This window comes from Leucobacter celer subsp. astrifaciens (genome assembly GCF_001273835.1).
Classification (GTDB): Bacteria; Actinomycetota; Actinomycetes; order Actinomycetales; family Microbacteriaceae; genus Leucobacter; species Leucobacter celer.
In genome coordinates this window covers 38494-65074 of sequence record NZ_JHEI01000201.1, presented here as the reverse complement: position 1 = coordinate 65074, position 26581 = coordinate 38494, and the positions used below count along the sequence as shown (strand labels likewise).

Annotated in this window: 22 protein-coding genes and 1 pseudogene; 13 read left to right on the top strand and 10 right to left on the bottom strand. The window is 68.7% G+C overall.

Annotated elements, in window-relative coordinates; genetic code table 11:
• From AMS65_RS18250 to AMS65_RS18240, 3 genes and pseudogenes are all read left to right on the top strand, one after another.
• Positions 1-247 (top strand): annotated as a pseudogene (locus AMS65_RS18250) (S-layer homology domain-containing protein); the annotation flags it as partial.
• Between the two features lie 196 nt (positions 248-443).
• Positions 444-2894: an HtaA domain-containing protein gene (locus tag AMS65_RS18245; protein WP_053385569.1), complete on the top strand. Its 2451-nt coding sequence runs from the start codon at positions 444-446 to the stop codon at positions 2892-2894.
• A gap of 69 nt (positions 2895-2963) precedes the next feature.
• Positions 2964-3836 (top strand): HtaA domain-containing protein, encoded by an 873-nt coding sequence (locus tag AMS65_RS18240; protein WP_053385568.1) that lies wholly within the window; start codon positions 2964-2966, stop codon positions 3834-3836.
• Between the two features lie 78 nt (positions 3837-3914).
• Here the strand turns inward: AMS65_RS18240 and AMS65_RS18235 are convergent, their stop codons facing one another.
• On the bottom strand, positions 3915-4730 hold the full coding sequence (locus AMS65_RS18235; RefSeq protein ID WP_206542024.1) for a heme ABC transporter ATP-binding protein: 816 nt from the start codon (positions 4728-4730) through the stop codon (positions 3915-3917).
• Complete coding sequence (locus AMS65_RS18230; RefSeq protein ID WP_053385566.1) at positions 4730-5797, bottom strand: FecCD family ABC transporter permease; 1068 nt, start codon at positions 5795-5797, stop codon at positions 4730-4732. Before AMS65_RS18230 ends, AMS65_RS18235 begins: the two co-directional genes overlap by 1 nt.
• A gap of 147 nt (positions 5798-5944) precedes the next feature.
• On the opposite strand from AMS65_RS18230, the gene AMS65_RS18225 reads away from it, so the two are divergent.
• From AMS65_RS18225 to groL, 3 genes are all read left to right on the top strand, one after another.
• Entirely contained in the window at positions 5945-7063 is a 1119-nt protein-coding gene (locus tag AMS65_RS18225) for a heme/hemin ABC transporter substrate-binding protein (RefSeq protein WP_241489510.1), read from the top strand.
• A gap of 115 nt (positions 7064-7178) precedes the next feature.
• Positions 7179-7982 (top strand): LytR C-terminal domain-containing protein, encoded by an 804-nt coding sequence (locus AMS65_RS18220; protein WP_053385578.1) that lies wholly within the window; start codon positions 7179-7181, stop codon positions 7980-7982.
• 201 nt (positions 7983-8183) lie between these two features.
• Entirely contained in the window at positions 8184-9806 is a 1623-nt protein-coding gene (groL, locus tag AMS65_RS18215) for a chaperonin GroEL (protein WP_053385564.1), read from the top strand.
• Positions 9807-9915: 109 nt separating this feature from the next.
• Here groL and AMS65_RS18210 read toward each other — a convergent pair whose 3' ends face one another.
• Both AMS65_RS18210 and AMS65_RS18205 read right to left on the bottom strand, forming a co-directional pair.
• A complete protein-coding gene (locus tag AMS65_RS18210; RefSeq protein WP_053385563.1) occupies positions 9916-10698 on the bottom strand; it encodes an ABC transporter permease in 783 nt (260 codons plus the stop codon).
• Positions 10695-11441: an ABC transporter ATP-binding protein gene (locus tag AMS65_RS18205; RefSeq protein ID WP_053385562.1), complete on the bottom strand. Its 747-nt coding sequence runs from the start codon at positions 11439-11441 to the stop codon at positions 10695-10697. Before AMS65_RS18205 ends, AMS65_RS18210 begins: the two co-directional genes overlap by 4 nt.
• 148 nt (positions 11442-11589) lie before the next feature.
• Here AMS65_RS18205 and AMS65_RS18200 point away from each other — a divergent pair, with 148 nt between their 5' ends.
• Together AMS65_RS18200 and AMS65_RS18195 are read left to right on the top strand one after the other, a co-directional pair.
• Entirely contained in the window at positions 11590-12723 is a 1134-nt protein-coding gene (locus AMS65_RS18200) for a sensor histidine kinase (protein WP_053385561.1), read from the top strand.
• Positions 12720-13418 (top strand): response regulator, encoded by a 699-nt coding sequence (locus AMS65_RS18195; RefSeq protein ID WP_241489509.1) that lies wholly within the window; start codon positions 12720-12722, stop codon positions 13416-13418. The genes AMS65_RS18200 and AMS65_RS18195 overlap by 4 nt, the downstream gene beginning before the upstream one ends.
• A 125-nt stretch (positions 13419-13543) precedes the next feature.
• On the opposite strand, the gene AMS65_RS18190 is transcribed toward AMS65_RS18195, so the two are convergent.
• The 5 genes from AMS65_RS18190 to AMS65_RS18170 form a co-directional block, all read right to left on the bottom strand.
• Complete coding sequence (locus AMS65_RS18190) at positions 13544-15145, bottom strand: sensor histidine kinase (RefSeq protein WP_053385560.1); 1602 nt, start codon at positions 15143-15145, stop codon at positions 13544-13546.
• A 1-nt stretch (position 15146) separates the two neighbouring features.
• Positions 15147-15848 carry a response regulator transcription factor gene (locus AMS65_RS18185; RefSeq protein ID WP_053385559.1) on the bottom strand — a complete coding sequence of 234 codons (702 nt, stop codon included), beginning with the start codon at positions 15846-15848 and terminating at the stop codon, positions 15147-15149.
• Positions 15849-15925: 77 nt separating this feature from the next.
• Positions 15926-17584 (bottom strand): DNA repair helicase XPB, encoded by a 1659-nt coding sequence (locus AMS65_RS18180; protein ID WP_053385558.1) that lies wholly within the window; start codon positions 17582-17584, stop codon positions 15926-15928.
• Between the two features lie 211 nt (positions 17585-17795).
• Entirely contained in the window at positions 17796-19586 is a 1791-nt protein-coding gene (locus tag AMS65_RS18175; protein WP_053385557.1) for a helicase-associated domain-containing protein, read from the bottom strand.
• A gap of 13 nt (positions 19587-19599) precedes the next feature.
• Complete coding sequence (locus tag AMS65_RS18170) at positions 19600-19866, bottom strand: hypothetical protein (RefSeq protein WP_075201091.1); 267 nt, start codon at positions 19864-19866, stop codon at positions 19600-19602.
• Between the two features lie 130 nt (positions 19867-19996).
• Here AMS65_RS18170 and AMS65_RS18165 point away from each other — a divergent pair, with 130 nt between their 5' ends.
• Positions 19997-20374 (top strand): cold-shock protein, encoded by a 378-nt coding sequence (locus AMS65_RS18165; protein ID WP_053385576.1) that lies wholly within the window; start codon positions 19997-19999, stop codon positions 20372-20374.
• Positions 20367-21104, top strand: a complete 738-nt coding sequence (locus AMS65_RS18160; RefSeq protein WP_083451835.1) for a DUF3027 domain-containing protein — start codon at positions 20367-20369, stop codon at positions 21102-21104. Before AMS65_RS18165 ends, AMS65_RS18160 begins: the two co-directional genes overlap by 8 nt.
• 667 nt (positions 21105-21771) lie before the next feature.
• Here AMS65_RS18160 and serC read toward each other — a convergent pair.
• Complete coding sequence (gene serC / locus AMS65_RS18155) at positions 21772-22890, bottom strand: phosphoserine transaminase (RefSeq protein ID WP_053385555.1); 1119 nt, start codon at positions 22888-22890, stop codon at positions 21772-21774.
• Positions 22891-23077: 187 nt separating this feature from the next.
• On the opposite strand from serC, the gene AMS65_RS18150 reads away from it, so the two are divergent.
• From AMS65_RS18150 to AMS65_RS18140, 3 genes are all read left to right on the top strand, one after another.
• Complete coding sequence (locus tag AMS65_RS18150) at positions 23078-23770, top strand: metal-dependent transcriptional regulator (protein WP_053385554.1); 693 nt, start codon at positions 23078-23080, stop codon at positions 23768-23770.
• A gap of 100 nt (positions 23771-23870) precedes the next feature.
• Positions 23871-25223 carry an NADP-specific glutamate dehydrogenase gene (gene gdhA / locus AMS65_RS18145; RefSeq protein WP_053385553.1) on the top strand — a complete coding sequence of 451 codons (1353 nt, stop codon included), beginning with the start codon at positions 23871-23873 and terminating at the stop codon, positions 25221-25223.
• Positions 25224-25655: 432 nt separating this feature from the next.
• Positions 25656-26378, top strand: coding sequence for an NlpC/P60 family protein (locus AMS65_RS18140; protein ID WP_053385552.1), 723 nt, complete (start codon positions 25656-25658; stop codon positions 26376-26378).
• Positions 26379-26581: the final 203 nt, after the last annotated feature.

The window sequence follows — 26581 nt, the reverse complement described above, 5'->3', positions numbered from 1 at the left end:
GGTGGCGCGTGAGGCGATGGCGGCGTTCATGTACCGCATCGACGAGGGCAAGAAGCCTGCGGTTCCTGCGGTGTCGCCGTTCGCGGATGTGCAGAAGGGCGACAAGTTCTACCGGGAGATCGCGTGGATGTCGCAGAGCGGTCTGTCGACGGGCATCAAGCAGCCTTCGGGCAAGCCGGTGTACGCGGCGAAGTCGAATGTGACTCGTGAGGCGATGGCCGCATTCCTCTACCGCGCAGCGAAGTAGCAGATCGCTGAGCAAGCGGGTGGAGATCGGATTCTTGAGGTCCGGCTCCACCCGCTTCACCGTTTCAGGGATTTGCGTCATCAGATGAACTCGATCAAACTGGTAGATGCGTTCGAACTCGCGTGATCCTCGTCACGGACCGATTGAGGATTTTCACGCGCCCGGCGCGTAACGACGGTCAGGGAGTATTCCACCCATGCATGCACGGAGAACCCTTCGCGGACTCGCAGCGGCCCTGCTGTCGGCGGCGCTCGTCAGCGGCGGAGTGCTGCTCGCGGCTCCCGCGGGATACGCCGAGTCTCTCCCGGCCCCCGAGGCCGTCGCCTCCCCGGCCGAGGAGTCTCAGGAGCCCGATCAGACCCAGCCCGAGGCCGCTGAAGCGGATCTCGTGACTGAGCCTGCCGATGAGGAACCCGCATCTGAAGAGCCGGAAGCAGAGGCGTCGCAGAGCGAGGCGGAGCCCTCGGCCGACGACGCATCCCCGTCGTTCGAGGTCGCCAAGGGAACGGGGAAGCCGGCCGCCGGAGCCGAGCTGCAGAGCGTCACCGCCGCGGTGCCCGCGGTGTCGGATGTTTCTCTGGAGGCGAGTGTCGTCGCGATCGTCTCCAAGAAGTCCCTCACCGTCGCCACTGAGGCGACGGGCTTCGGCGATGACGTCGACGAGATCGAAGCGGCCCTCATCGAGAAGGACAGCGAAACAGATCTGAGCACCGAGGGAGGGTATGCCGCCATCGTGAAGCCCTCGCCCTCCGTAGAGTCCGGTGAGGCCAGCTTCGAGCTGGTGGCTCAGATCGAGGATCTCGATCGCACCAAGCAGTATGAGGTGCTTCTGTGGAAGCGGGGCGAAGATCCCTCGGCAAGGGAGAATATCTACGCAAGAGTCGACCTCAAGATGAGCGAGGCGCAGTGGAATCGGCTGTTCGGCACTACCACAGCAGACCCGGCGTGGAATGCCGAAGCGGCCGTCGGCAGCTTCGACTGGGGCATCAAGAAGTCGTTCCGGGATTACATCCGCGGTCCGATCGCGCACGGATCCATCACCGTGCAGAAGCCGGCAACCGGCACGGACCTGTTCAAGTTCCCACAGACGAAGAACACGTGGAACCCCAAGACCGATAGCGGTACCGTGCAGTTCGCAGGCCTCGTCAATATGAAAGGCCACGAGATGGTGGGTGAGGACTTCGAGGAGTTCTACGCACTCTACCTCGAATTCGCGAATCCCTTGGTGACGGTGAAGGCGAACGGAACAGGCGATATCAGTATCGAGGTGGACAAGAAGAAGGCTGTGATTGCAACCTTTGCCCTCGATGCGAGTAGCGCGAAGAAGAAGACGAACAGAGATGGTTCGATCCGATACTCAGGGATCAAGACTTACTTGACCAAGTACGGTGCTGACGAGTATTTCGCAAACGATACCGGTAACGGACCGAAGGGTACCTTCTATAAGACGGGGGACCGTCTCGACGACTTCGCATTCACCGTGGGCGCCGACGCGAAGAACGTCAAGCCTGTCGACCCTGACACGGGCAAGAACGGGAACGCCGGCAACAACAAGAAGCCGAAGCCCGCGACGCCTACGAAGCCGAGTGTCACAGCGACCGGCTCGCAGTCCGCGGGATCGTTGAGCTGGGGCATCTCGAGTTATTTCGCCGCCTACACCACTCAGAAATCGGGAACCGCCGCGTGCCCGACGCCGAGCAAGCACTGCGCAGGAGGATCCATCGTGACCAGCGGGGTCGGCGCGGGGTACTTGTTCCCGCAGGCCGCGGGCGGCGCCTGGAATACCGAGACGCACACCGGTACGGTGCAGTTCTCGGGTGTTGTCACATTCCAGGGGTACGGCGTGACGATGTTCCAAGTCGCGAATCCCGCGATCACCGTGACCGGCCCGGCTTCCGCGACGTTGAGCACGGGGTATGCGGGAAGCTACGGCCCGAGCAGCGTGCCGCTCGACCTCGGTTCCGCAACGAAGACCGTGGGATCCGGCGGTGAAGTGACCTGGAGTAATGTTCCCGTCCAGGGTGGTCTCAACGGCGTCTCCGCAGGCCAGTCGGCAGGATTCGACAGTCTGACCTTCACGGTGGGTGCCGCCAGCAGCGTCGGTTACGGCTCCACCCAGGCAGGCGCCGACGCGACGCAGAAGCGCACGCCTGCGGCCGCCCCTCCTGCCACCACCGGCATCACCATACTCACCGACGCGGAGAAGCTCGTCGCGGGCGGTCGCATCGAGATCGAAGCTTCCGGATTCGAGCCGGATGAGGACGGGATCCTCGTCGTCATCTACTCCGACCCCGTGGTGCTCGATGAAGACGCGAAAGCCGACGCGAACGGGGTGGTGCGCTGGTCGGGTACGCTGCCGAGGGATCTGAGCGGCACACACACCATTACGCTGCAGGGCAGCGTCGATGCCGGCGCGGTGATCGATATCCAGGCGGAGGACGCCGCGAAGAAATCGGCGAAGCAGGCCGCTCAAGCCGGAGTCACCGAGCATGATCTCGATGCCGATCGAGTCGCTTCAGCCGGCATCATCCCCGCTGGCTCCGGTGGCATGTCGCTCTGGGAATGGTGGGCCAGCGCCCTCGGCCTCGTCGCGATCGCGGCGTGCACCACGCTGCTGGCCGTGCGCCAGCGTCGCGCTGCAGAGTAAGACAGGCACGCCGATCCAACCCGCACTTCGCGCCGTAGACGCGCATCCGTTTCGTCTAGGAGGACATCCGTGAACACCCGTACTTTCCGCCGTGCAGCAGCGATTCTCGGCGGATCCGCGCTCGCGGGTTCGCTGCTGTTCGTCCCGGCGATCGGGCAGGGCACCCCTGCTGCAGCCGAAGACAGTGCATGCGTTGTCACCGGCGGATCGCTCACCTGGGGTGTGAAGGAGAGCTTCCGCTCGTACATCAGCGGCAGCATCGCGAACGGATCGTGGGAGCCGAGTGAGGGCGCCACCTACGAGACGCCCGACTTCCAATGGAGCGGCGCCACGGGTGAGATCGATCCCGAGACCGGCACAGGTGTGGTGAGCTTCGTCGGCACCGTGCATTTCACGGGTCACGACGGGGTGCTCGACCTCACGATGGCCAACCCGACGGTCGAGTTCGAGGGCGACGGCAAGGCCGCGTTGCTGCTCGACACCCGCAGCACCGACGCCACCGGCGAACTCGCCATCGACGCCGAGCAGGAGTGGGTCGGTGAGATCGCGGTCCCGGAGGCGGTAGCTCCGCAGAACTCCGAACTCGAGCTGACCGACATGGAGACCATCCTCACCAACTCCGGCGCCAAGGCCTTCGCCGGATTCTACGAGCCCGGTGTCGACCTCGACCCGATCAGCGTGTCGCTGCAGTTCGAGGACTGCGACGTCGCGGCGGCACCGGTCGGGGACGATACCACGCCGGGTGAGGACCCCGCCGTGGCGGACGCCGGTGCCGACGCGGCCACCGACGCCTCTCCCGCCTCGTCGGAGGTACCATGGCTGCCCATCGGGATCGGTGCCGTGGCACTGCTCGTCATCGGGATCACCGTGGGCATGCTGCTCGGGGGACGCAAGCCCAAGCCGAAGCAGAGCACGGCGCCCGACGACGGAACGGTCGCATAGGCCGATCTCGGTCGCGTATCAGAAGTCGGCGGCCCTCCGCGCCGGTGCCGGTGCGCCCTGCTCAGGGGAGCAGCAACCTCAGACCCGCCGCGGCAGTACGATCCCCTTGCCCGTCACGGGGTGCGGGATCACCTCGACGGGGGACCGGTACACCTCGCTCACGATCTCGGCAGTGAGTACCCGATCCGGAGCGTCGCAGGTCACGATGCGTCCGTCCTGCAGCAGTGCGATGCGATCCGCGAAGGCGCTGGCGAGATTGAGATCGTGCAGCACGACGATCACGGCGTCGCCGGCCCGGGCGCGATCCCGAGCGATGCTCAGCACCGCCTCCTGGTGTCCCAGATCCAGCGCAGCCGTCGGTTCATCGAGCATCAGCACGCCCGTGCGGCCGGCCATCACACGAGCGAACGCGGCACGCGCCCGCTCTCCGCCCGAGAGCGACGGCACGCGCCGGTTGCCCAGGTGCGCGATGTCGGCGGCACGGATCGACTCCGAGATGGCCTCGTTGTCGTCCTCCTCGAGCGGGGTGCGACGCCAGGGCGCGCGCCCCATCTCGACCACCTGATGCACGGTGAACGGGAAGAGCAGCTGGTTGTCCTGCAGCAGCACGCCGCGCCGCCGCGAGAGCTCCGAGAGCGACCACTCCGAGATGCTGCGGCCGCCGAAGAGCACCTCGCCGCGATCCGGCTTCATGTCTCCCGAGAGCAGATTCATCAGCGTCGACTTGCCGGCCCCGTTCGGGCCGAGTAGCGCAAGCACCTCGCCGGCGCGCACCTCGAGCGAGACGTCGTCGAGCAGCTTGCGACCCCCGCGCTCGAGGAAGACCGAGTCGGTGCGGCAGACCACCTCGCCGGTGGTCGCGCGCTCGGGCAGTACGAAATGCCGGGCTGCCATCATCCCCACCCCCCGGAGCGCTTGCGGGTGCGGCGCAGCAGCCAGAAGAAGAAGGGACCGCCCACGAGCGCCGTCAGCATGCCGATCGGCATATCGGCGTTGGGCACCACCGTGCGCGCGGCGAGGTCGGCGAGCGTGAGCAGCAGCGCGCCGCCGAGCGCCGAGGCGGTGACGAGCGGCAGGTGCGCCGGGCCGAGCACCATGCGCATGAGGTGCGGGATCACGAGGCCGACGAACGAGATGATGCCCGCGAACGCGACGGCGGCACCGGTGAGCAGCGCCACGACGAAGATCATCGAGATGCGCAGGACCTCCACGTTGACGCCGAGATGCCGGGCGTTGCGCTCGCCCAGCGAGAGCAGGTCGAGCTTGCGCGCCGCATAGTACGCCGCCAGCAGCCCGACGGCGACGACGGGCGCCACGATGAGCACCTGGGTCCAGCGGCTGCCGGCCAGGCTGCCGAGCTGCCAGAACACGATCTGCTCGCGCGACTGCGTGTCGCCGAGGAAGGTGAGCAGAGCGATGGCGGCACCCGCGATGGCGTTGATCGCGATACCCGTGAGCACCAGCGTCACGACCTCGGTGCGGCCGTCGGCCCGGCTCATGGCGTAGACGAGCAGCGTGGCGCAGAGACCGGCGGCGAAGGCGAACACGGCCGTGGTCCACTCGCCGAACATGGTGAGCCCGAAGACGATCGCGAGGCCCGCTCCGACGGCGGCGCCCGACGAGACGCCGATCACGCCGGGTTCTGCGAGCGGGTTGCCGAATATGGCCTGCATGAGCAGACCGGCGACCGCGAGGCCCGCCCCGACGAGAACCGCCATCGCCACGCGGGGGAAGCGGATCGCCCACAGCGTGGCGTCTCCGGTGGGGTGCGTGGGCATCGGCAGCCAGTCGATCCCCACCCGGTGCAGCAGCGAACCGAGCACCTCCTGCGGCGGAATCGCCAGCTGTCCCGTGCCGGCCGACACGATGATCGAGGTGATGAGCGAGACCGTGAGCGCGGCGAAGAGCACGGTCTTCGCCGTCGTGTGACGGGAGACGGTGGTGGGCGGGGGTGAGGTCATACGAACTGGAGTCGCCTTCATGAAGACGCGCCGCGAGCAGGGCTCGATCGGCGCGGCGATGTGCTGGATCTTCGAAGTCCGAGGATCATCCTACCTTTGTTGGGATAGGCTAAGTGGGTTAAACGTCTGATGAAAGGGGTTCGCTCCGTGCTACAGGGACGCGTGCGCAGGGGGGTGGCGCTGGCGCTGCTGGCGCTCATGGGTCTCGGTCTGGCCGGCTGCCAGACGGGTTCTCATCACGGCGACCTCTCGGCCGCCGAAGCGGTGGAGCTGCCGCCCCTGAGCGAGCTGACCCCGCTCGACGACCCGAGCTCCTACGAGGGGCCCACCACCGCCGCGATCGGCGGGCCCAGCATCCCCCCGCTCGCCGAGGCGCCGCAGTCCGAGCTGCCCGTGACGGTCGTGTCGAAGGACAGCGTCGGCGACACCGAGGTGACCGTCGAGGACGTCTCGCGCATCGTGCCGCTGTCGCTCAGCGGTTCGGTCGGCGAGCTCGTATACGCCTTCGGTCTGTCGGACAACATCGTGGGGCGCGACGTCTCCACCAATTTTCCCGGCTCCGCGGACATCCCGGTCGTCACGCGCGACGGGCACTCCATCGATGCCGAGGGTGTGCTGGCGCTCAACCCCTCGGTCATCATCACCGACGGCAGCATCGGCCCCACCGACGTGGTGCTGCAGCTGCGCGACGCCGGCATCCCCGTCGTGACGGTCGGCCGCGCGATCGACGCCGCGACCAGCTATACGACGGCTCAGCAGGTTGCCGACGCACTCGGCGTGGGATCGGCGGCACCGGCGATCATCGAGACGCTCGAGCAGGCCATCGCCGACAAGGAGGCCGAGGTGCGGCGGTTGCTGCCCGACGACGAGTCGAAGCTGCCCCGGGTCGCCTTCCTGTACGTGCGCGGCACCGCCGGCATCTTCTACCTCTTCGGCGAGGGCAGCGGCGTCGACAGCCTGATCCGCTCGATCGGCGCGATCGACGTCGCCGAGGAGATCGGCTGGGTCGGTGAGAAGCCGATGACCGAGGAGGCCCTCATCAGCATGGATCCCGACATCATCCTCGTGATGACGAAGGGACTCGAGAGCGCGGGCGGCGTCGACGGCCTGCTCGCCGCGCAGCCGAGCATCGCGCTGACCACGGCCGGCAAGAACAAGCGCATCATCGATGTGGACGACACGGTGCTCTTCGCCGGCGGTACGCGCATCCCCGATGTGATCGACGGCCTCGCCCGCGCGGTGTATGCACCCGATTCGCTCAAGTAACGCGCCCGCGCCCCGCGACTCGGCCTGCCCTGTCACCGTTCTGGCAGGCGGGGCCGTGTAATCTGGTGGAAAATCGCCTGGGCGGCGATCCTCGGGCAAACACAGGGAGATGAGCGTGGCGCAGACGAGCGATCACACTGCTGAGCGCCGTGACACTCCCCGCGACTACCCCCGAGACCGTTTCGACGAGGTCAAGCGCAGCGGCCGGGTGGGGGCGCATCGCATCACCGCTCGCCCGCGCTACGTCTGGCAGTACGTCATCGCCGCGCTGCTCGGCTTCGCACTGCTGACGACGATCGGGATCATCGCGGTGCACAGCATCGGCTCGGCCGGCAACCTGCCGACGAGTCGTCCCTCGGCGGGAGCGGAGACCTCGAAGGCCCCTCAGGCGGAACTGGATCCCGAAGCCACTGTCGCGGTGCTCAACGGCACGGCGACTCCCAATCTCGCAGCGGCGGTCGATCAGATCATCACGAGCGAGAGCTGGGGGCAGATCCGCTTCTCCGGCAGTGCGGCGGAGTCGGACGTGGCCATCTCGGCCGTTTTCTACGCGGATCCTGCCGATGAGGCGGCCGCGGCCGGTCTCGCATCGAAGCTGGGCGGGATCTCGACGTACATCACCGAGGACTACGCCGCCTACGAGGTGCAGCTCGTGGTGCTGATCGGTGCCGACTATCAGGGCCCCGGCCTCGAGGAGGCGCAGGCGCTCACCGATGCCGCAGAGGACGCTCCGGCGGCCGATAGCGGTGTCGAGACCGATGCGGGCGCCGATGCCGCTGCCGATGCTCCCGCGATCGATCCCGCCACCGGCTACGAGATCGACCCGGCCACAGGGTGGCTCATCGACCCGGGCACGGGATGGCCGATCAACCCCGAGACCGGGATGGCCACCGATCCCGCGACGCTGCCCGCGCCCTGACCGCTGCGAGCCCGTGTGCGCTCGGCGCGGGGGATCGGTCGCGTGTTCGCTCATCGCGAGCGCATCTGCTTGCACTCGCGATGCCTGAGTGCCAAGATTGGTGTTAGCAGTCGATTCGACTGAGTGCTAAATATCCGTGCTCCGGCGTGCTGCGCCGGTACGGAGATGACCACCGCAGAGACGTCCAGGAGGGGCGAATACATGGCAAAGATCATTGCTTTTGATGAGGAAGCGCGTCGCGGGCTCGAGCGAGGCCTGAACATCCTCGCCGACACCGTCAAGGTGACGCTCGGTCCGCGCGGCCGCAACGTCGTGCTGGAGAAGAAGTGGGGTGCGCCCACCATCACCAACGACGGCGTCTCCATCGCCAAGGAGATCGAGCTCGACGACCCGTACGAGAAGATCGGCGCGGAGCTCGTCAAGGAGGTCGCCAAGAAGACCGACGACGTCGCGGGCGACGGCACCACCACCGCCACCGTGCTCGCTCAGGCGCTCGTGCGCGAGGGCCTGCGCAACGTGACCGCGGGTGCCGACCCGATCGCCATCAAGAAGGGCATCGAGAAGGCCGTCGCCGCCGTCTCGGACCAGCTCCTCAAGAACGCCAAGGAGATCGAGACCACCGACGAGATCGCGGCGACCGCTTCGATCTCCGCGGCCGACGAGCAGATCGGTCAGCTCATCGCCGAGGCCATCGACAAGGTCGGCAAGGAGGGTGTGGTCACCGTCGAGGAGTCCAACACCTTCGGCACCGAGCTCGAGCTCACCGAGGGCATGCGCTTCGACAAGGGCTACCTCTCGGCGTACTTCGTCACCGACGCCGATCGCCAGGAGGCGGTCTTCGAGGATCCCTACATCCTCATCGTCAACAGCAAGGTCTCCAACATCAAGGACCTGCTCCCCGTCGTCGATCCCGTGATCCAGTCGGGCAAGCAGCTCCTCATCATCGCCGAGGACGTCGAGGGAGAGGCGCTCGCCACCCTCGTGCTCAACAAGATCCGCGGCATCTTCAAGTCGGCTGCCGTCAAGGCTCCGGGCTTCGGCGATCGCCGCAAGGCCATGCTGCAGGACATCGCGATCCTCACCGGCGGCACCGTGATCAGCGAGGAGGTCGGCCTCAAGCTCGAGAACGCGACCCTCGACATGCTGGGCACCGCCCGCAAGGTCATCATCACCAAGGACGAGACCACCATCGTCCAGGGCGGTGGCGAGGAAGAGCAGATCCAGGGCCGCGTGGCTCAGATCCGCCGCGAGATCGACACCACCGACAGCGACTACGATCGCGAGAAGCTGCAGGAGCGCCTCGCGAAGCTCGCCGGCGGCGTGGCCGTCATCAAGGCCGGCGCCGCGACTGAGGTCGAGCTCAAGGAGCGCAAGCACCGCATCGAGGATGCCGTTCGCAACGCGAAGGCAGCCGTCGAGGAGGGCGTGCTGCCCGGTGGCGGTGTCGCGCTGATCCAGGCCGGCAAGGACGTCTTCGAGGGCCTCGGCCTCACGGGCGACGAGGCCGTGGGTGCGAAGATCGTGCGGGCCGCCATCGAGGCGCCGCTGCGCCAGATCGCCCAGAACGCCGGCCTCGAGCCGGGTGTGGTCGCCGATCGCGTCTCCAACCTGCCCCTCGGTCACGGCCTCAACGCCGCGACCGGCGAGTACGGCGACCTGGCGGCTCAGGGCATCCTGGATCCCGCCAAGGTCACCCGCTCGGCGCTGCAGAACGCCGCATCGATCGCCGGCCTCTTCCTCACCACTGAGGCCGTCGTCGCCGACAAGCCCGAGCCCGCTGCTGCGGCTCCGGCCGGCGACCCCACCGGTGGCATGGACTTCTAAGTCCCAGCACTGCTGAACCCAGCACTGCACAGCAGGGGCCGCACCTTCGGGTGCGGCCCCTGCTCGCGTCTCCGGGGTCTCCGTGTTCCGTCAGCCCGGCGCGGGCCTCTCACTCCCAGCGGAAGAAGAGCGCCCCGACCACCGCGCCGACCACGGCCGACACGACGAGGCTGAGCACGTTCAACGGGTCGACCGGTGCTCCGGCCCAGGCAGCCGACAGCGCCTCGACTGCCGCGCCGAACGGCAGGGCCTCTCCTACCTGGGCGAGCCCGCCCGGCAGCGCATCGCGCCCGCCGAACATGCCGCCGAGCGCGCCGAGTCCGAGGAATCCGATGAGGCCGATCGCGACCGCGGAATTCGGCGTCGGCGAGACCGAGGCGACGATCATGCCGATCCCGTACATCGCGAGCATGGTGAGCAGGAGCACGCCGAGCGCGGTCCACGGATGCACCGGCAGCCGGGCTCCGAAGAACGCCGCAGCGACCCCGTAGGCGAGCGCGATGCCGATCGCGGCCTGCACGAGGCTCACCACGACTTGCGCCGCGAGCACCATGAGGGGCGAGAGCGGAGTGGTCGCGAGGCGGCGCAGGATCCCGCTGCGGCGGTAGTAGGCGAGGAAGCTCGGCATGTTGAGCACCCCGATCATGGTGGCGACCATCACGAAGATCAACGGCAGCACGAACAGGTCGAGTGCGCTGCGTCCGTGCACCACGATCTCCGTGCTCGCGGCCGAGGCCGAGGTGAGCAGGATGATGAGGGGCAGGCCGAGCGGCACGATCAGGCCCGCCGTATCGCGCGCGGTCATCTTGGCCTCGCAGACGACCAGCCCGAGCCACGCGCGCATGCCCGGCCGGTGCCGTGCCGGCGGAGGAGTCGTCGTGGCGGTGCTCACGATGCCTCCTCGAGCTGCTTGCCGGTGAGTGCGACGAAGGCCTCGTCGAGATCCTCGGCCCCGGCCTTCGCCACGATGCCCGCCGGGGTATCGAGCGCCACGACCCTGCCGGCGTCGAGCAGCGCGACGCGATCGCAGAGCCGCTCCACCTCCTCCATCGCGTGGCTGACCAGCAGGATCGTGCAGCCCTCGTCGCGCAGTCGCTCAACGGTCCGCCACATTCCTCTGCGGGCCCGCGGATCGAGGCCCGTCGTCAGCTCGTCCAGGATCACCACGCGCGGACGCCCCGCGAGGGCGAGGGCGATGGAGAGCCGCTGCTGCTGCCCGCCGGAGAGCTTGTCGAAGCGCGTGCGACGCTGCTCGCCGAGCCCGACCAGCTCGATCAGCTCGTCGGCGGGGCGCGGATCCGGATAGAAGCCGCGGTAGAGCCCGATCAGTTCTCGCACTGTGAGCGAACCGTGGAGCTGCGCATCCTGGAGCTGCACGCCCAGCACCTGGCGCACGGACGCCCGATCCCGCGTCGGGTCGAGGCCGAGCACCGTCGCCCGGCCCCGATCCGGCCGACGCAGCCCGGCGATCATCTCGACCGTCGTGGTCTTGCCCGCACCGTTGGTGCCGAGGACGCCGAAGATCTCGCCCTCCTCGACGCGCAGGCTGACCTCCTCGACCGCGATGCGCCGCCGGTATCGCTTGTGGAGCCGATCGGCGACGATCGCCGCCGATCCGCGCTCGTGCCGTGTCATCCGGTCCTCCTTGCTGCTGCTTCCCGATTCGCATCCATACCTTCACGCTAGGTTCTCCTCGGCCCCTCCGCCCGTGCTGCAGGTCACGGCCTCGGAGGTGACTTCCGGCACCTGTACATGCGAGGGCGGGCACGCCTACCCTGGGAAGATGCGTCGCTTCGATCCGGAGATATGGTCGGGGATCGCGATGCTCGCGGTCCTGCTGCTCGCTGCCGGGCCGGTGCTGTTCGGCGGAGCCTCGACGCTGATTCCGCGCGGCTGGTGGATCGGTCTGTTCTGCGTGATGCTGCTCGCGCTGCTGCTGGCGGTCTGGGACCTGCAGCGCGGGGCCTGGCAGTACGCCTGGTTCGGTCTCGGCGTGCTCGCCTCGTGGGCTCTGGTGATCACCGGAGCCGGGCTCGGGCTGCTGCCGATCCTGCTGGTGGTCGCCGTCTCGATCACCCCGTACCTCGGACCGGCGTGGGTCGGCTTCACGCTGGCCGTCGTCAACCTCGTGGTGATCGCCGTGCCCTTCGCGCCCTGGAACGGACGTCCGGGGCTGGTGAGCGAGCTGGCGATCACGCTCGGCTTCTACCTGCTCATCCAGGTGGCGGTGCTGCTCAGCTCGCTCGCGCTGCTGCGCGAGCAGCGGGCCCGGCGGGAACTGGCGGAGGCGCACGTCGAGCTGCAGGCGCAGGGCGAGCTGCTGGCCGAGTCCGCCCGCGCGGGGGAGCGGCTGCGCATCTCCCGGGATCTGCACGACCTGATCGGCCATCAGCTGACGGTGCTCACCCTCGAGCTCGAGGCCGCCAAACATCGGGATCCGGGCTCCGCCGCCGCGGCGCACATCGAACGCGCCGGACTGGTGGCGCGCGAGCTGCTGTCCGACGTGCGCACGACGGTCGGGGAGCTGCGCGGCGCGCGCCCGGAGCTGCGCGGCACACTGGAGCGCGTGGTGCGGGATCTCACCCGGCCGAGTGTGATCCTCGACGTGGATGACGGACTCGCGCTCGACGAGGAGCGCACCGTGCTCCTGATCCGGGCCGTGCAGGAGATCGTCACCAACACGATCCGGCACGCGGATGCCAGAGAGCTGCGGATCGAAGTGCGCTCGGATCCCGATGGGATCGTGCTGCGCGCCGGCGATGACGGGCGCGGTGCCCGGGATCTGCAGCCCGGCAACGGGCTGCGGGGGCTTCGCGAGCGCTTCGAATCGCTCGGCGGGGACGTGACGTTCGACGGTTCTCGGGGCTTCGACGTCACGGCGAAGGTGCCCGCGGCGGGAGCGGTAGGAACGGCATGAGCGGCATGAGCGGCGAGGAGCCTGTGTGCGACGCGACCGGCGGCCACGGTGCGCGGAGGGTCGTGGTGGTGGACGATCAGGCGCTGGTGCGCTCCGGCATCCGCGCGCTGCTCGAACTCGCCGGGGTCGAGGTCGCCGGCGAAGCGGGGGACGGGGAAGCGGCGCTGGCGCTCATCGCGGAGACCCTGCCGGAGGTGGTGCTGCTCGATCTGCGGATGCCTCATCAAGACGGCTTGTGGACGTTGCGACAGCTGCAGGATCAGGGCAGCGATGTCCCGGTGCTGGTACTCACGACCTTCGAGGACGATCGCCTGGTGCTGGAGGCGCTGCACGCCGGCGCGCGCGGATACCTGCTGAAGGACGTCACCCTGGAGCAGCTCACGCGTGCGGTCGATGTGCTTGCCGACGGCGGCAGCTACATCGCGCCCTCCATCACCGACCGTCTGCTGCGCGCGCTCCGGTCGGACCCGGCTCCGATGGATGCGCACGCGCCGCCGATCGAGGAGCTCACCGAGCGAGAGCTGGAGGTGCTGCGCCTCATGGCCGAGGGATACAGCAACCGGGAGATCTCGGAGGCGGTGTTCCTGGCCGAGGGAACGGTGAAGAACCACGTCTCGACCATTCTGACGAAGCTGGGGGTTCGGGATCGCACGCGAGCCGTGCTGCGGGCCCTCCGGGAGGGCGTGCTCGATTAGCGGAAGCATTCGTGCAGGAGAAGGCCGTTCGTGCAGGATCGATCGTCGGTTCCGTCCTGCACGAACGGCCTTCTCCCGCACGAGTGATGGGCCCGGGCTGGTGGAGGGGGCGTCGAGCCGGTGCGTTACGCCTGCAGCCGCTGCATCGGGATCGTGTCGTCCGAGGGCGGAGCGCTCGGCAGGTCGACGCGGAACGTCGCGCCGCCGCCCGGGGTCTCGCGCACCTCGACGCGCCCGCCGTGCGCATCGACGATCGACTTGACGATGGCCAGACCGAGACCCGAACCGCCCGTCTCGCGGTTGCGTGAGGTGTCGGCGCGCCAGAACCGTCCGAAGATCTTCTCCCGGATCTGCTCGGGGATCCCGTCACCGTGATCGACGATCTCGAATCGTGCGATCGGGACTGCGCCCCCTTCGACAGGCTCGGAGGGGACGCCGGGGGCGCCGACGGGCGTGTCAGGGGGCGAGCCGGGGGTGCCGGGGGAGCCGGAGGCCGAGGCGGCCGGCGGCACCGAGACCACGATCTCGATGGGGCTGCCGGCGGGCGTGTGCCGCATGGCGTTGCCGATGAGGTTCGTCATGAGCTGCCGTACCTTGTGCTCGTCGCCGATCACCTCGGGCGCTCCCGGCGCCTCGATGACCGACACCTCGCGATCCGGGGCCTGCGCCCGCGCGTCGAGCGCGGCGTCGTGCGCCAGCCGGTTGAGCGGCAGCGGTGCGAGCACGAGGGGCCTGCGCTCGTCGAGCCGGGCGAGCGCGAGCAGATCCTCGACCAGCGACGTCATGCGGATCGATTCCTTCTCGATGCGCTCCATCGCCTGGCCGACCTGCTCGTCGTCCTGCAGCGCGCCCATGCGGTACAGCTCCGCGTAGCCCCGCACCGAGACCAGCGGCGTGCGCAGCTCGTGGCTGGCGTCGCCGATGAAGCGTCGCATGCGCTCGATGGTGCGCGCCCGATCCTCGAGCGAGCCGTCGAGGCGATCGAGCATCACGTTGAGCGACTCGCCCAGGTGACCGACCTCGGTGTGCGGGCTCGTGACCATGATGCGCTTCGAGTAGTCGCCGCGCGAGATCTCGAGCGCCGTCTTCTCGACCTCCGCGAGCGGCAGCATCGTGGCCGTGACGAGCAGGCGGGTGAGCGCGGCGCCGAGCAGGATCACGGCGATGCCGAACGCGGTGAAGATGACCACGTAGTTGGCCACGGCCTGTGTGATGAGGCTCGTCGAACTCGCGATGAGCAGCGTGCCGTTGGGCTGCCCGTTCACGAAGATGGGGAACACGATGGCGCGCCACCCCGTGCCGTTGGCGCCCTGCAGATCGACGATCCTGTCGCGCTTCTCGGCGACGGCGTCGAGCGACAGGGGGACCTGCGGCAGCTGGGGGCGGTCGATGCTCTTGTTGCCCTCCGCCTCGGCGTCGGCGTAGCCGGTGTTGTCGTAGAGCAGGTTGCCCTGGGCATCGAGCATCGCGACGTAGTACTCGCGGTTGGCGAAGAGCACGTCCTCGCGGGTCAGGCCGCGAAGGTCGGCGCCGTTCGCCAGGGCCGGCGTGGGGTCGCTGCGCAGCTGCGCCAGCTCGGTCGTCTGGGTGCTGATGAGCGTCGGCCGCAGCAGCGCCATCGTGCCGACGCCCGCCACGATCAGGCCGAGGAACAGGATGAAGACCGTGACCCCGGTGATCTTCGCACGCAGCGAGACGTCAGTCCAGCGATCGGCGAAGCGCGGCACGTTACTTCGTTTCGGTCTTGAGCATGTACCCGAAGCCGCGCTTGGTCTGGATCAGCGATTCCTCGGTGAGGGGATCGAGCTTGCGGCGCAGGTACGAGATGTACGACTCGACGATGCCCGCGTCGCCGTTGAAGTCGTACTCCCAGACGTGGTCGAGGATCTGCGCCTTCGAGAGCACGCGGTTGGCGTTCTGCATGAGGTAGCGCAGCAGCTTGAACTCGGTGGGGGAGAGCTCGACGGAGGCGCCCTCGACCGTCACCTCGTGCGTGTCCTGATCCATGGTGATCGGCCCCACGGTGAGCACCGACTCCTCGTCCTCCTGGATCGTGCGGCGCAGCACGGCCTTGATGCGGGCGACGATCTCATCGAGGCTGAACGGCTTGGTGACGTAGTCGTCCCCGCCCACGGTGAGCCCCTCCACCTTGTCCTCGGTGTCGTCCTTCGCGGTGAGGAAGATGATGGGGGCCGTGTAGCCGGCCGAGCGCAGACGCTTGGTCACGCTGAAGCCGTTCATATCGGGCAGCATGACGTCGAGGATGATGAGGTCGGGCTCTTCCTCGAGTACGGCTGAGATGGTCTGCGCGCCGTTGGCGACGGCTCGCACGCCGAATCCGGCGAAGCGCAGGCTGGTGCTGAGCAGCTCGCGGATGTTGGGTTCGTCATCGACGATGAGGATCCTGGGTCCCTTGTGCTGAGTAGTCATGCACACAGTCTCTGATGATTCACTATGAAGTGGCTGACAGTGCGCGGCGGGGCGCGAGCTTCCTCAGCGCTGCGAGCCTAGAGCTGGTGGGCGTCGAGGATCGTGTAGCTGTACCCCTGTTCGGCCAGGAACCGCTGGCGGTTCTGCGCGAAGTCCTGATCCACGGTGTCGCGGGCGATGAGCGTGTAGAAGGACGCCGTCACATCCGTCGACTTCGGCCGCAGCAGCCGGCCGAGGCGCTGCGCCTCCTCCTGACGCGAGCCGAAGGAGCCGGAGATCTGAATCGCCACCGACGCATCCGGGAGATCCACGGAGAAATTGGCGACTTTCGATACGACGAGGATCCGCTCCTCGCCCGATCGGAAGGCCTGGAACAGCACTTCGCGCTGATCGACCGGAGTCTGGCCGGTGATCAGGGGGGCGCCGAGCGCCTCCGCCATCGCCTCGAGCTGGTCGATGTACTGGCCGATCACCAGCACGCTCTCGCCCGGGTGCTTCTCGATGATGCGCCGCGCAACCGACTGCTTCGCGAACGTCGACGAGGCGATGCGGTAGCGATCCTGATCCTCGGCCACCGCGTAATCCATGCGCTCCGATTCGCTCATGTCGATGCGCACCTCGAAGCACGCCGCGGGGGCGATGAAGCCCTGCGCCTCGATGTCCTTCCACGCGGCGTCGTAGCGCTTCGGGCCGATGAGGCTGAACACGTCGCCCTCCCGGCCGTCCTCGCGCACGAGGGTCGCGGTGAGGCCGAGGCGGCGGCGGGCCTGCAACTCGGCGGTGAGCTTGAACACCGGCGCGGGCAGCAGGTGCACCTCGTCGTAGACGATCACACCCCAGTCCTGCGCGTCGAGCAGCGAGAGGTGCGCGTACTCGCCCTTCCGGCGGCTCGTGAGGATCTGGTAGGTCGCGATGGTGATCGGCTTCACCTCCTTCACCTGGCCGGAATACTCTCCGATATCGTCCTCGGTGAGGTTGGTGCGGCGCAGCAGCTCGTCGCGCCACTGGCGGGCCGAGACCGCGTTGGTGACGAGGATCAGCGTCTTCGCCCCTACGGCGGCCATCGAGGCCGCACCCACGATGGTCTTGCCGGCGCCGCAGGGCAGCACCACCACGCCTGAGCCGCCGCGCTGGAACGCCTCGACCGCCTTGGCCTGGTAGTCGCGCAGCTGCCAGCCCTGCTGCTCGAGGTCGATGTCGTAGGGGTCGCCGGGCGTGTAGCCCGCGAGATCCTCGGCCGGCCAGCCGCGCGCCACGAGCTGCTGCTTCAGCTCGCCCCGCGCCCAGGCCTCGACCGGGTAGGTGCGTTCGTCGAGCCGGTTGCCGAGCAGCGGCGCGATCTTCTTCGCGCTCGCCACCTCGCGCAGGATCGCGGGGTCGTCGCAGCGCAGGATCAGCTCGCCGGCGCGCTCGCCGCCGTACTCCTCGGCCCCCGCGCGCTCGATCGTGAGCCGGCCGTAGCGGCGCATCGTGTCCTCGATCTCGCTCGCCACCCCGGTGGGCACCGGGAACTTCGCGTGGCGGTTCAGGGTGTCGAGGATCTCCTCGGCGGTGTGCCCGGCGGCGCGCGCATTCCAGAGGCCGAGTCGCGTGATGCGGTAGGTGTGGATGTGCTCGGGTGCGCGCTCCAGCTCGGCGAACACCGCGAGCTCGTGGCGGGCGTCCTCCGCGTCAGGGTGCGCGACCTCCATGAGCACGGTGTGGTCGCTCTGCACGATGAGGGGGCCGAGAGTCATAACTGACTAGTTTACCTTGCTTGCGGAGGGGAATCTGGGCTTCGGCCGCTGCGCGAATCGCGGGAGCGGACGCCCCGGGGATACGCAGGGACGGTTGCCCCGAACACTCCCTCATTTACCGGAACGCGCGTCAGTTGTTGTCACCTCCGGTCAGGTTTGGTGACATCTACTGACGCGCGAAGGTGCCGTGCCCGCTGCTTCGTACCAGGGATCAGACCGCTTCGACGGCGGTGATCAGGTTCACGGGCAGGGTGCGCTCCACGCCCGCCGACTGGTCGGTCGCGCGCAGACGGCCCGCGTTGAGCGAGACGGGCAGCAGGAGGAAGGTGTGGTTCTGCCCGCGGGCCTCGGCGGTCACGCGCACGGGGGTGCGATCCCGGATCGCGAGTTCGAGCCGTCGCGTGAAATCGCCCGTGCCCGGTTCGGAGCGCGCGGCGAGGTAGACGCGCTCGATCAGTTCGGCGATGGGCTCGGGCAGCGCGTTCGCGGGCGGCTGCGGATCGGTGGGCGCGGTCGCGCGCGTCGAAGGTTCGGGATGCTCCTCGCGCGGGCCCGACGCGTGGTAGCGGGCGTCCGCGAGTGCAGCGAGCACGTGGTCGGCGCGCAGGCGCGAGAGCAGGGTCGTCGAGTCGAGGCGCTGCAGCTGCAGATGCTGCAGCGCGCGATCCACCATCAGGGTGTCGGCGAGTTCGCTGCGGCTGACGATGATGCGGGTGCGCCCGTCGTCGCCGTGATACTCGCCCACCAGGATGTTTCCCACGCGCTCGGCGAGCGAGCCCAGCAGGTAGTCGAGGGGCTGGGGGATGCCGGTGAGCGAGACGCGCTCGAAGACCGCGCGTGCCTCGAGCGGGGTGGTGCCGCGTTTGAAGGCCTCGGCGATCGACGCCTCGGTGATGCGTCTCGTGGAGGCCACTCCGATGTGCTCGGGCACGGTGAGCGACGCCAGCTCGATCTCGTCCCGCGGGGCGAGCGGGCCCGGCACGACGACGCTCAGGTCGGGCTGCACGTAGACGCCGGGAGCGGGAGGGGGGAGCAGCTGCCGGGCGAGCTCGGCGGCCGCGGCCCGCTCGCCGGAGCCCAGCAGCTCGGCGACTCCGCTGAGACGGCCCTGCGCTGCGAGCCCGAGGTGCTCGGCGGCCGCGGCGAATCGTCGCAACGTCTCCAGCTCGGCCGCGGGGAGCAGCGGGAACCGCTGCGGCAGCGCAGCGACCGCGGCGGCGAGCGAGGCCGAGCGGGGCAGGGCGGCCTGCAGCGGAGCGGGCATCGTCGCGAGCGTCGTCGCGGCGAGTTCGAGCCACCGCGCGATGTGGTCGCCCTGCAACCACTCAGCGGCGCGGTCCGACACGACGAGCGACGACCCGCCCGCCACGACCATGCCGGCCCGCTCGACGGCCGAGAGCGCCTGCGCGGCGTGTTCCGCGTCGATGCCCACGGACTCGGCGATACCGCGCACGGTGGCGACTGCGACGGTGCCGTTGCGGTTCAGGCGGCCGGGATGCTCCCGCAGCACGCGCAGGCACTCCGCAGCCTGACCGACGGAGGTCAGCGCGGCGGTCATCCACGAGTCGGCGTCCGGCTTTCCGGGATCCGCCGTGTCCTCGCCGGGATCGAGCGCCGTGCCCGCGGCGATGTCGTCGGGTGCGAGTCCGGCCGCCTGCAGCGCCTGCTGCAGGGTCTCGGTGACCTCCGGCAGCGACACCGGGCGCGAATCCTCGACACCCACGAGGCCGAGTGCCCGCAGCGCGCCGAGCGCCTCGTCGCCGTCAGCGGCGTCGGAATCGGTGGGCGGGGCGACGGCGATCCCCAGCAGCACCGCGAGGACGCCTCGATCGAGCGGGGTGAGCGCGCGGAGGATCGACTCGGAGCGCAGCAGCTCGGCCGCGAGCCCGATGGGGTCGAGCACGCTCGAGGGAGCCAGCGGGCGTCGGCGTCGCACGAGCGACTCGAGAGCGCCGCGGTCCATCTCCGCGATCGCGGAGGCGAGCGCCAGGGTGCCGCTCATAGCGCTGCCGCCCCTACGAACGATTGTCGCGTCGGAACTCGGCACGACGACGGCGCTGGCTGAGCACGAGCAACAGGATCAGCAGGACGAATCCCACGGGGAGGCCGATGAGGGAGAACCCGTAGACGAACGGCCAGAGCCCCTCCGCCATCGCCTGGCGATCGTTCATGCCCACGATGAGCGTGGCGAAGAACGAGAGCAGTGCGGTCGCGATGATGGCGAGCGAGGCGTAGGCGAGGATCCTCTCGAGGACCGACGGGGTGCTGGGTTCAGTGGACATCCGTGCCATGCTATCGGCTGCAGCGCTGAAGCGACTGGAGGAGAGCGCGGTAGACTTGACCGAGTATGCGAGCGCAACGCTCGCGAAGACGTGCGTGGCGGAGGGATCTCCGCTGGAGAGGGACGAAGGCATGCCGAACGGCAAGGTCAGGTTCTATGACGAGGCGAAGGGCTTCGGATTCATCCAGGGCGATGACGGTGCGCAGGTGTACCTGCACGCGTCGGTGATCCCGGAGGACGCCGACGTGCAGACCGGTACTCGTCTGGAGTACAGCGTGGCCGACGGCCGTAAGGGCCCGCAGGCGCTCTCGGTGCGTGTGATCGACACGCCCCGCATCGCGAAGCGCAGCCGCAAGTCGGCCGACGAGATGGCGATCATCATCGAGGATCTGGTCAAGCTGCTCGACGGACTGGGCAGCCACCTGAAGCACGGCCAGTACCCCGAGCGCTCCCAGTCGCGCAAGGTCGCGACCATGCTGCGTCGCGTCGCGGATGACTTCGATGTCTGAGTCGTCGACCGGCGGGCCCGAGAACGGGGCGACCGGGGATCCCGAAGTCGAGACCGAGGCTCCCGAGGCAGAGGCCGCGGGGTACGAGGCTCCTGAAATCGAGGCTCCCGAGGTCGAGATCGCGCCGGACGAGGTGCTGCTGGCGGCACGGGATCAGGCGCGTGCGGCGCTCGCCGAGATCACCGACCCGCGCACCATCGGCTCGGACGACGGTCACGAGGTGCACGAGTCGCACGTGCTCACGCTGTTCTTCGAGTGCCGCCTGCCCGGATATCCGGGTTGGCGCTGGGCGGCCACGCTCGCGCGCATCGACGAGGAGTCCGCGGTGAACGTGCTCGAGGTCGAGCTGCTGCCGGGCGTGGGCGCGGTCGTGGCGCCCGAGTGGGTGCCCTGGTCGGTGCGGCTCGCGCAGTACCGCGAGTCGCAGGCGCGTCAAGCGGCAGAGGAGGCCGCTGCCGCCGAGGCCGCGGCAGCCGAGCTCAGCGACGAGGACGACGCGGATTCCGAAGAGGATCTCCTCGACAACGACTTCAGCGACTTCGACGACGAGATCGACGGCGTCGATCTCGACGAGGACGGGGCCGCGCTCGGCGAATCGGGTGAAGATCAGGATGAAGACGAGACCGACGCGGATGAGGATCTCGCCGACGACTCCGACGACACCGAACTCTTCGACGACGAGTCCGAAGACGCCGACGATCTAGACGACGACTCGGAAGACGACGAGTAGAACGTCCGCTCCGACATCGCGGCCGGACCCCCTCGGGCCGGGTTCTTGAGGCGTGCCGAATGGACCAGAATTCGAAGTACGTATTTTCCACGGATCCCCGGATCCTGATCGCTTCATAGCCTTCTCGTACAACGGGGAGTCGGGCATCGGCCCATGACACGCATCCCCGTGAATCACGGGAAGCGAGGACGCCATGAAGTCTCAGAGTGCTCGGCGGAGAACACTCCTCGGGCGTCCGGGGAACGGGCTCGACGCATCGATTCCTCTCGGCGCTCCGCGGCACACGGCGTCTCGTTCCGCCGAGCGCAGGAAGGCGCTCCCCATGTCGTGCTGGTCGCCCCCGGCGATCAGCTGATGGACCGGGACGGAGAGCGGTCCTTCCCCGGCTTCTCTCCGTCCCGTACCTGAGCGGAGACACCCGTGTCGCTGCCGGTCCTCGATTCGATGCACTTCTCAGGGCTCATCGAATCGGGTCGGCATGAGACGCACCCGCTCGGCTGTCGGACTCGGACCGGTGGCGGCTGCGACCGAGCCCGGCAGCACTCAGCGGCACTTCCGAATCGGCCCGCGGGCCGATTCGGAAGTGCCGCTGTTCCTGCCGCGTGATGCGGAGGACCTGCAACTGCTCCCATCCGGTGCGGCGCACCCGGACGATGCCCGGAGCGGATCAGACCAGGCGCTCGAGCACGTAGTCGATCGCGCCGGTGAGCGCCCGCACGTCGTCGGGCTCGATCGCGGTGAAGGTCGCGATGCGCAGCTGGTTGCGACCGAGCTTGCGGTAGGGCTCGGTGTCGACGACCCCGTTCGCACGCAGCGTCTTCGAGATGGCGGCGGCATCCACGGCGTCATCGAAGTCGATGGTCACGACCACCTGCGAGCGGTGATCCGGATCCGCCACGAACGGCGTGGCCACCGCGGTGCGCTCGGCCCAGTCGTAGAGCACGCCCGACGACTCCGCGGTGCGAGCGGCGGCCCAGGCGAGACCGCCCTTGCCGTTGATCCAGCGCACCTGATCGTCCATGAGCGCGAGCGTCGCGAGCGCCGGGGTGTTGAGCGTCTGGTTCTTGCGGGAGTTCTCGATGGCGCCCGCGAGGTTGAGGGTCTCCGGAATGTACCTGCCCGAGGCGGTGACGCGCTCGATCCGCTCGATCGCCGCGGGCGAGACGAGCGCGAACCACAGGCCGCCGTCGGAGGCGAAGTTCTTCTGCGGAGAGAAGTAGTAGACGTCGGCCTCGTTCGCGTCGAAGTCGATCCCGCCTGCGCCGCTCGTCGCGTCGACGACGGTGAGCGATCCCGCGTCGCCTGCCACGCGGCGCACGGGCGCCATCACGCCGGTGGAGGTCTCGTTGTGCGGGTAGGCGTAGACGTCCACGCCGGCGATGGCCTCGGCCTGCGAGCGCGAGCCGGCATCGGCCGTGCGCACGTCGGGATCCTCGAGGAACGGAGCGGCGGCAGCGGCCTTCGCGAACTTCGCGCCGAACTCGCCGAACGTCAGGTGCTGGCTGCGGCGCTCGATGAGCGAGTGCACCGCCGAATCCCAGAACGTCGTGGCCCCGCCGTTGGCCAGCAGGATCTCGTAGCCCTCGGGTGCCCGGAAGAGTTCGGCGAGCCCCTCGCGCACGCTACCGACGAGGTTCTTCACGGGCGCCTGCCGGTGCGAGGTGCCGAGCACGCCCGGCTGAAGCGACGCGAGGAAGTCGAGCTGCTCACCCCGCACCTTGGAAGGGCCGCATCCGAAGCGACCGTCGGTGGGCAGGAGTTCAGCAGGGATGATGATATCGGCCATATGCACGATTCTACGAGAGTCGGACAGGTCCAAGGTGCGTGGGCACGTCCGGTGCGCGCGGGATCGTCGCACGCGAATGGCGACCGGGCGTTCTCGGAGAGAGTGAGATCGCCGACCGAGAAGAGTCGGGAAACCGGTGCCGGATGCTCTAGTGTGTTAGGCGAGCCTAAGTCATGAGAGGACGGCGATGACGGACCTGATCGACACGACCGAGATGTACCTTCGCACGATCCTCGAACTCGAGGAGGAAGGGATCGTTCCCCTGCGCGCTCGCATCTCGGAGCGACTCGGCCACTCCGGCCCCACCGTGTCCCAGACCGTCGGGCGCATGGAGCGCGACGGCCTGGTCATCGTGACCGACGACCGCCGCCTCGAGCTCACGCCCGATGGGCGCACCAAGGCCGTGCACGTCATGCGCAAGCACCGCCTGGCCGAGCGCCTGCTCGCCGACGTCATCGGTCTCGAGTGGGCGTACGTGCACGAGGAGGCGTGCCGCTGGGAGCACGTGATGAGCGAGCGTGTCGAGCGCAAACTGCTCGGGATCCTCGGGCACCCCACCGAGTCCCCCTACGGCAACCCGATTCCCGGTCTCGACGAACTCGGCGCGTTGCGCGCGGGTTCGTTCCAGACCGGCGTCGTCGGCATCGCCGAGCTGCTCATCGATCCCGAGGAGCCGGTGACCGCTCACATCAAGCGCCTCGCCGAGCCGCTGCAGGTCGACCCCGAGCTGCTCGAGCAGCTCGCGGGAGCCGGCGTGCTGCCGGGCAGCACTGCGACCTTCACGCGCCGAGGCGACGTGGTGCACGTCGAGGTTGCGGGATCGAGCGAAGCGCTCGACCTGCCGAGCGACGTCGCGGCCCACATCTTCGTCTCGGTCTAGACCGCGACGCCGCCGCGGCACCGCCGCGAGCGCGGAAGAAGCATCCGGAGATGCCCGAGAGGGCGGTCCACAATGGAGTTGATAGACCGAGGAGTCGAATTTGTCACTGCCCACCCCCGAATCCCACCTCCGCGCGGTCGCTCAGGTCGTCGAGCACCGCAGCCAGGGCGAGCCCGAGTTCCTGCAGGCCGTGCGCGAAGTGCTCGAATCGCTGGAACCCGTGCTCGCCGAGCACCCCGAATTCGTGGAGGGCGGGATCCTCGAACGGCTCGTTGAGCCGGAGCGGCAGCTGATCTTCCGGGTGCCGTGGACGGACGACGAGGGACTCGTGCGCGTGAACCGCGGCTTCCGCGTGCAGTTCAACTCCGCGCTCGGGCCCTATAAGGGCGGTCTGCGCTTCCACCCGTCGGTGAACCTCTCGGTCGTCAAGTTCCTCGGGTTCGAGCAGATCTTCAAGAACGCGCTCACCTCGCAGCGCATCGGCGGCGGCAAGGGCGGGTCCGACTTCGATCCGAGCGGCAAGAGCGATGCGGAGGTGATGCGCTTCTGCCAGGGGTTCATGACCGAGCTCGTGCATCACATCGGCGAGCACACCGACATCCCCGCGGGCGACATCGGAGTGGGCGGCCGCGAGATCGGCTTCCTCTTCGGCCAGTACCGTCGCATCACGCAGCGCTACGAGGCCGGTGTGCTGACCGGCAAGGGCGTGGGCTGGGGCGGCGCCGAGGTGCGCACCGAGGCCACGGGCTACGGCGCCGTGTTCTTCGCGGAGGAGATGCTGCTGCGCGCGGGCGAGGGGATCGAGGGGCGTCGAGCCGTGGTGTCCGGATCGGGCAACGTCGCCACCTACGCGATCGAGAAGATCCAGCAGCTCGGCGGCAAGGCCATCACCGCCTCCGACTCGAGCGGGTACATCGTCGACGAGGCCGGCATCGATCTCGACCTCTTGAAGCAGGTCAAGGGCGTCGAGCGCGCTCGCATCTCGGTGTACGCGGAGCGGCGATCCTCGGCGCGTTTCGTCGCAGGCGGTTCCGTCTGGGATGTGCCTGCGGATCTGGCCTTCCCGTGCGCCACGCAGAATGAGCTCGACGAGAGCCACGCCCGCACTCTGATCGCGAACGGCGTCCGCGCCGTGGCCGAGGGCGCCAACATGCCGACGACCCCCGCGGCGGTCGAGCTGCTGCAGCAGGCCGGCGTGCTGTTCGCGCCCGGCAAGGCGGCGAACGCGGGCGGCGTGGCCACCTCGGCGCTCGAGATGAGCCAGAACGCCGCGCGCTCGCGGTGGGACCGCGACAAGAGCGAGACCCGCCTGCACGACATCATGCGGGACGTGCACGGCGCCACGTACGCGGCCTCGGAGCGCTACGGTCGCCCGGGCGACTACGTGCTCGGGGCGAACTCGGCGGCGTTCGTCCGGGTGGCGCAGGCGATGCTCGAGCAGGGTGTGATCTAGGCCCGCTGGTCGAGCGGCCCGCCCGCTGGTTGAGCGAGCGCCCCGCCGATTGAGCGAGCAGCGGCGTGTGGAGCGAGGCGGAGCCGAGTCGAAGCATCGAAGCCCGGACTCCCCGGGTTCGACCCAGCGCCCGGCCGGTCCCTCCCCATCACCCTGCGCGTCACCTCCCCGTCATCCTGCGCGAAGCCGCAGGATCCTCGCGCCGTCCCGACCCGCGGCACCGTCGGCTACGGCCTCCGCTTTTCTCTCGATATCGAGAGAACGAACACATCTCGATTCCTGGAGAAAACGCCAAGTTTCAAGGCATGTTGAAGGTTTCGTGACCGGAACGTGACATTCCCGAGATCTTCAGTTACCCTTGAACGGTCGCGGCCCGAAAGGGCCGTTTCTCGGAAATGAGAACCGTAAGCGAACGTTAGGCAGATTATTCTCGTGATTCAGAACCCCAGCACGGAAGTCGTGCTTTCCGGCGACGCCGCGAAGCCGGCTTCGGCGAAGGCGAAGCGAATCGCTCAGATGGCCGGTGCCGCAGCGCTCAGCTTCGGCCTGGTGGGCACCTTCAGCCTCCCGGCCTACGCCACCGCGCCCGAGCCCGAGGGAGTGCCCGACGGCTTCGCCGCGGCTCAGACCCTCAAGACCGTTGACGTCGACGACACGGTGCTGCCGCTCGTCGCCCCCAACGGCGAGGTGAGCGCGGAGATCCTCGAAGAGGAGCGCCTGGCCGAGGAGGCCGCGGAAGCAGCCCGTCTCGCCGAGGAGCAGGCGGCTGCCGCTGCAGCCGACCAGGAGGCCACGCAGGCGTACTCGGGCAAGGACGTGCCGGCAGGCGAGGGCGCCCAGGGCATCGTGAACGCGGCTCTCGCGCAGCTCGGCCAGTTCCAGGACTGCACGGCGCTCGTGGAGCGCTCGCTGCGGGCCATCGGCATTCCGGCCGGTGACCTCGGCACGCAGGTCGGAGAGTACACCGGTCTCGGTGGCACGCTCGTCACTAGCGGCGACTACGCACCGGGCGACGTGCTCATCTGGTCGGGTCGTCACGTGGCCGTCTACATCGGCAACGGCCAGGCCGTGCACGGCGGATACGGCGGCAACCAGACCGTCGTCGCCAGCGCGTTCATCGACGGCGCTCCCGACGGAGTCGTGCGCTTCGGCTGATCGCACACGCAGCTTCTGAGAGCGGGCGGGGTTTCGACCCCGCCCGCTCTCAGCGTATCCGGGTGTCGCCGCGGCGGAACCTGTCCGCTCGCGCCCGCCCACCCGTGACCCCTCCGCCACGCGCGTCAGTAGTTGCTGCTTCGCGTCCGTTTTGGTGACAACTACTGGCGCGCGAACGCAGGGCGGTGGGTGGGGAGGGCTCT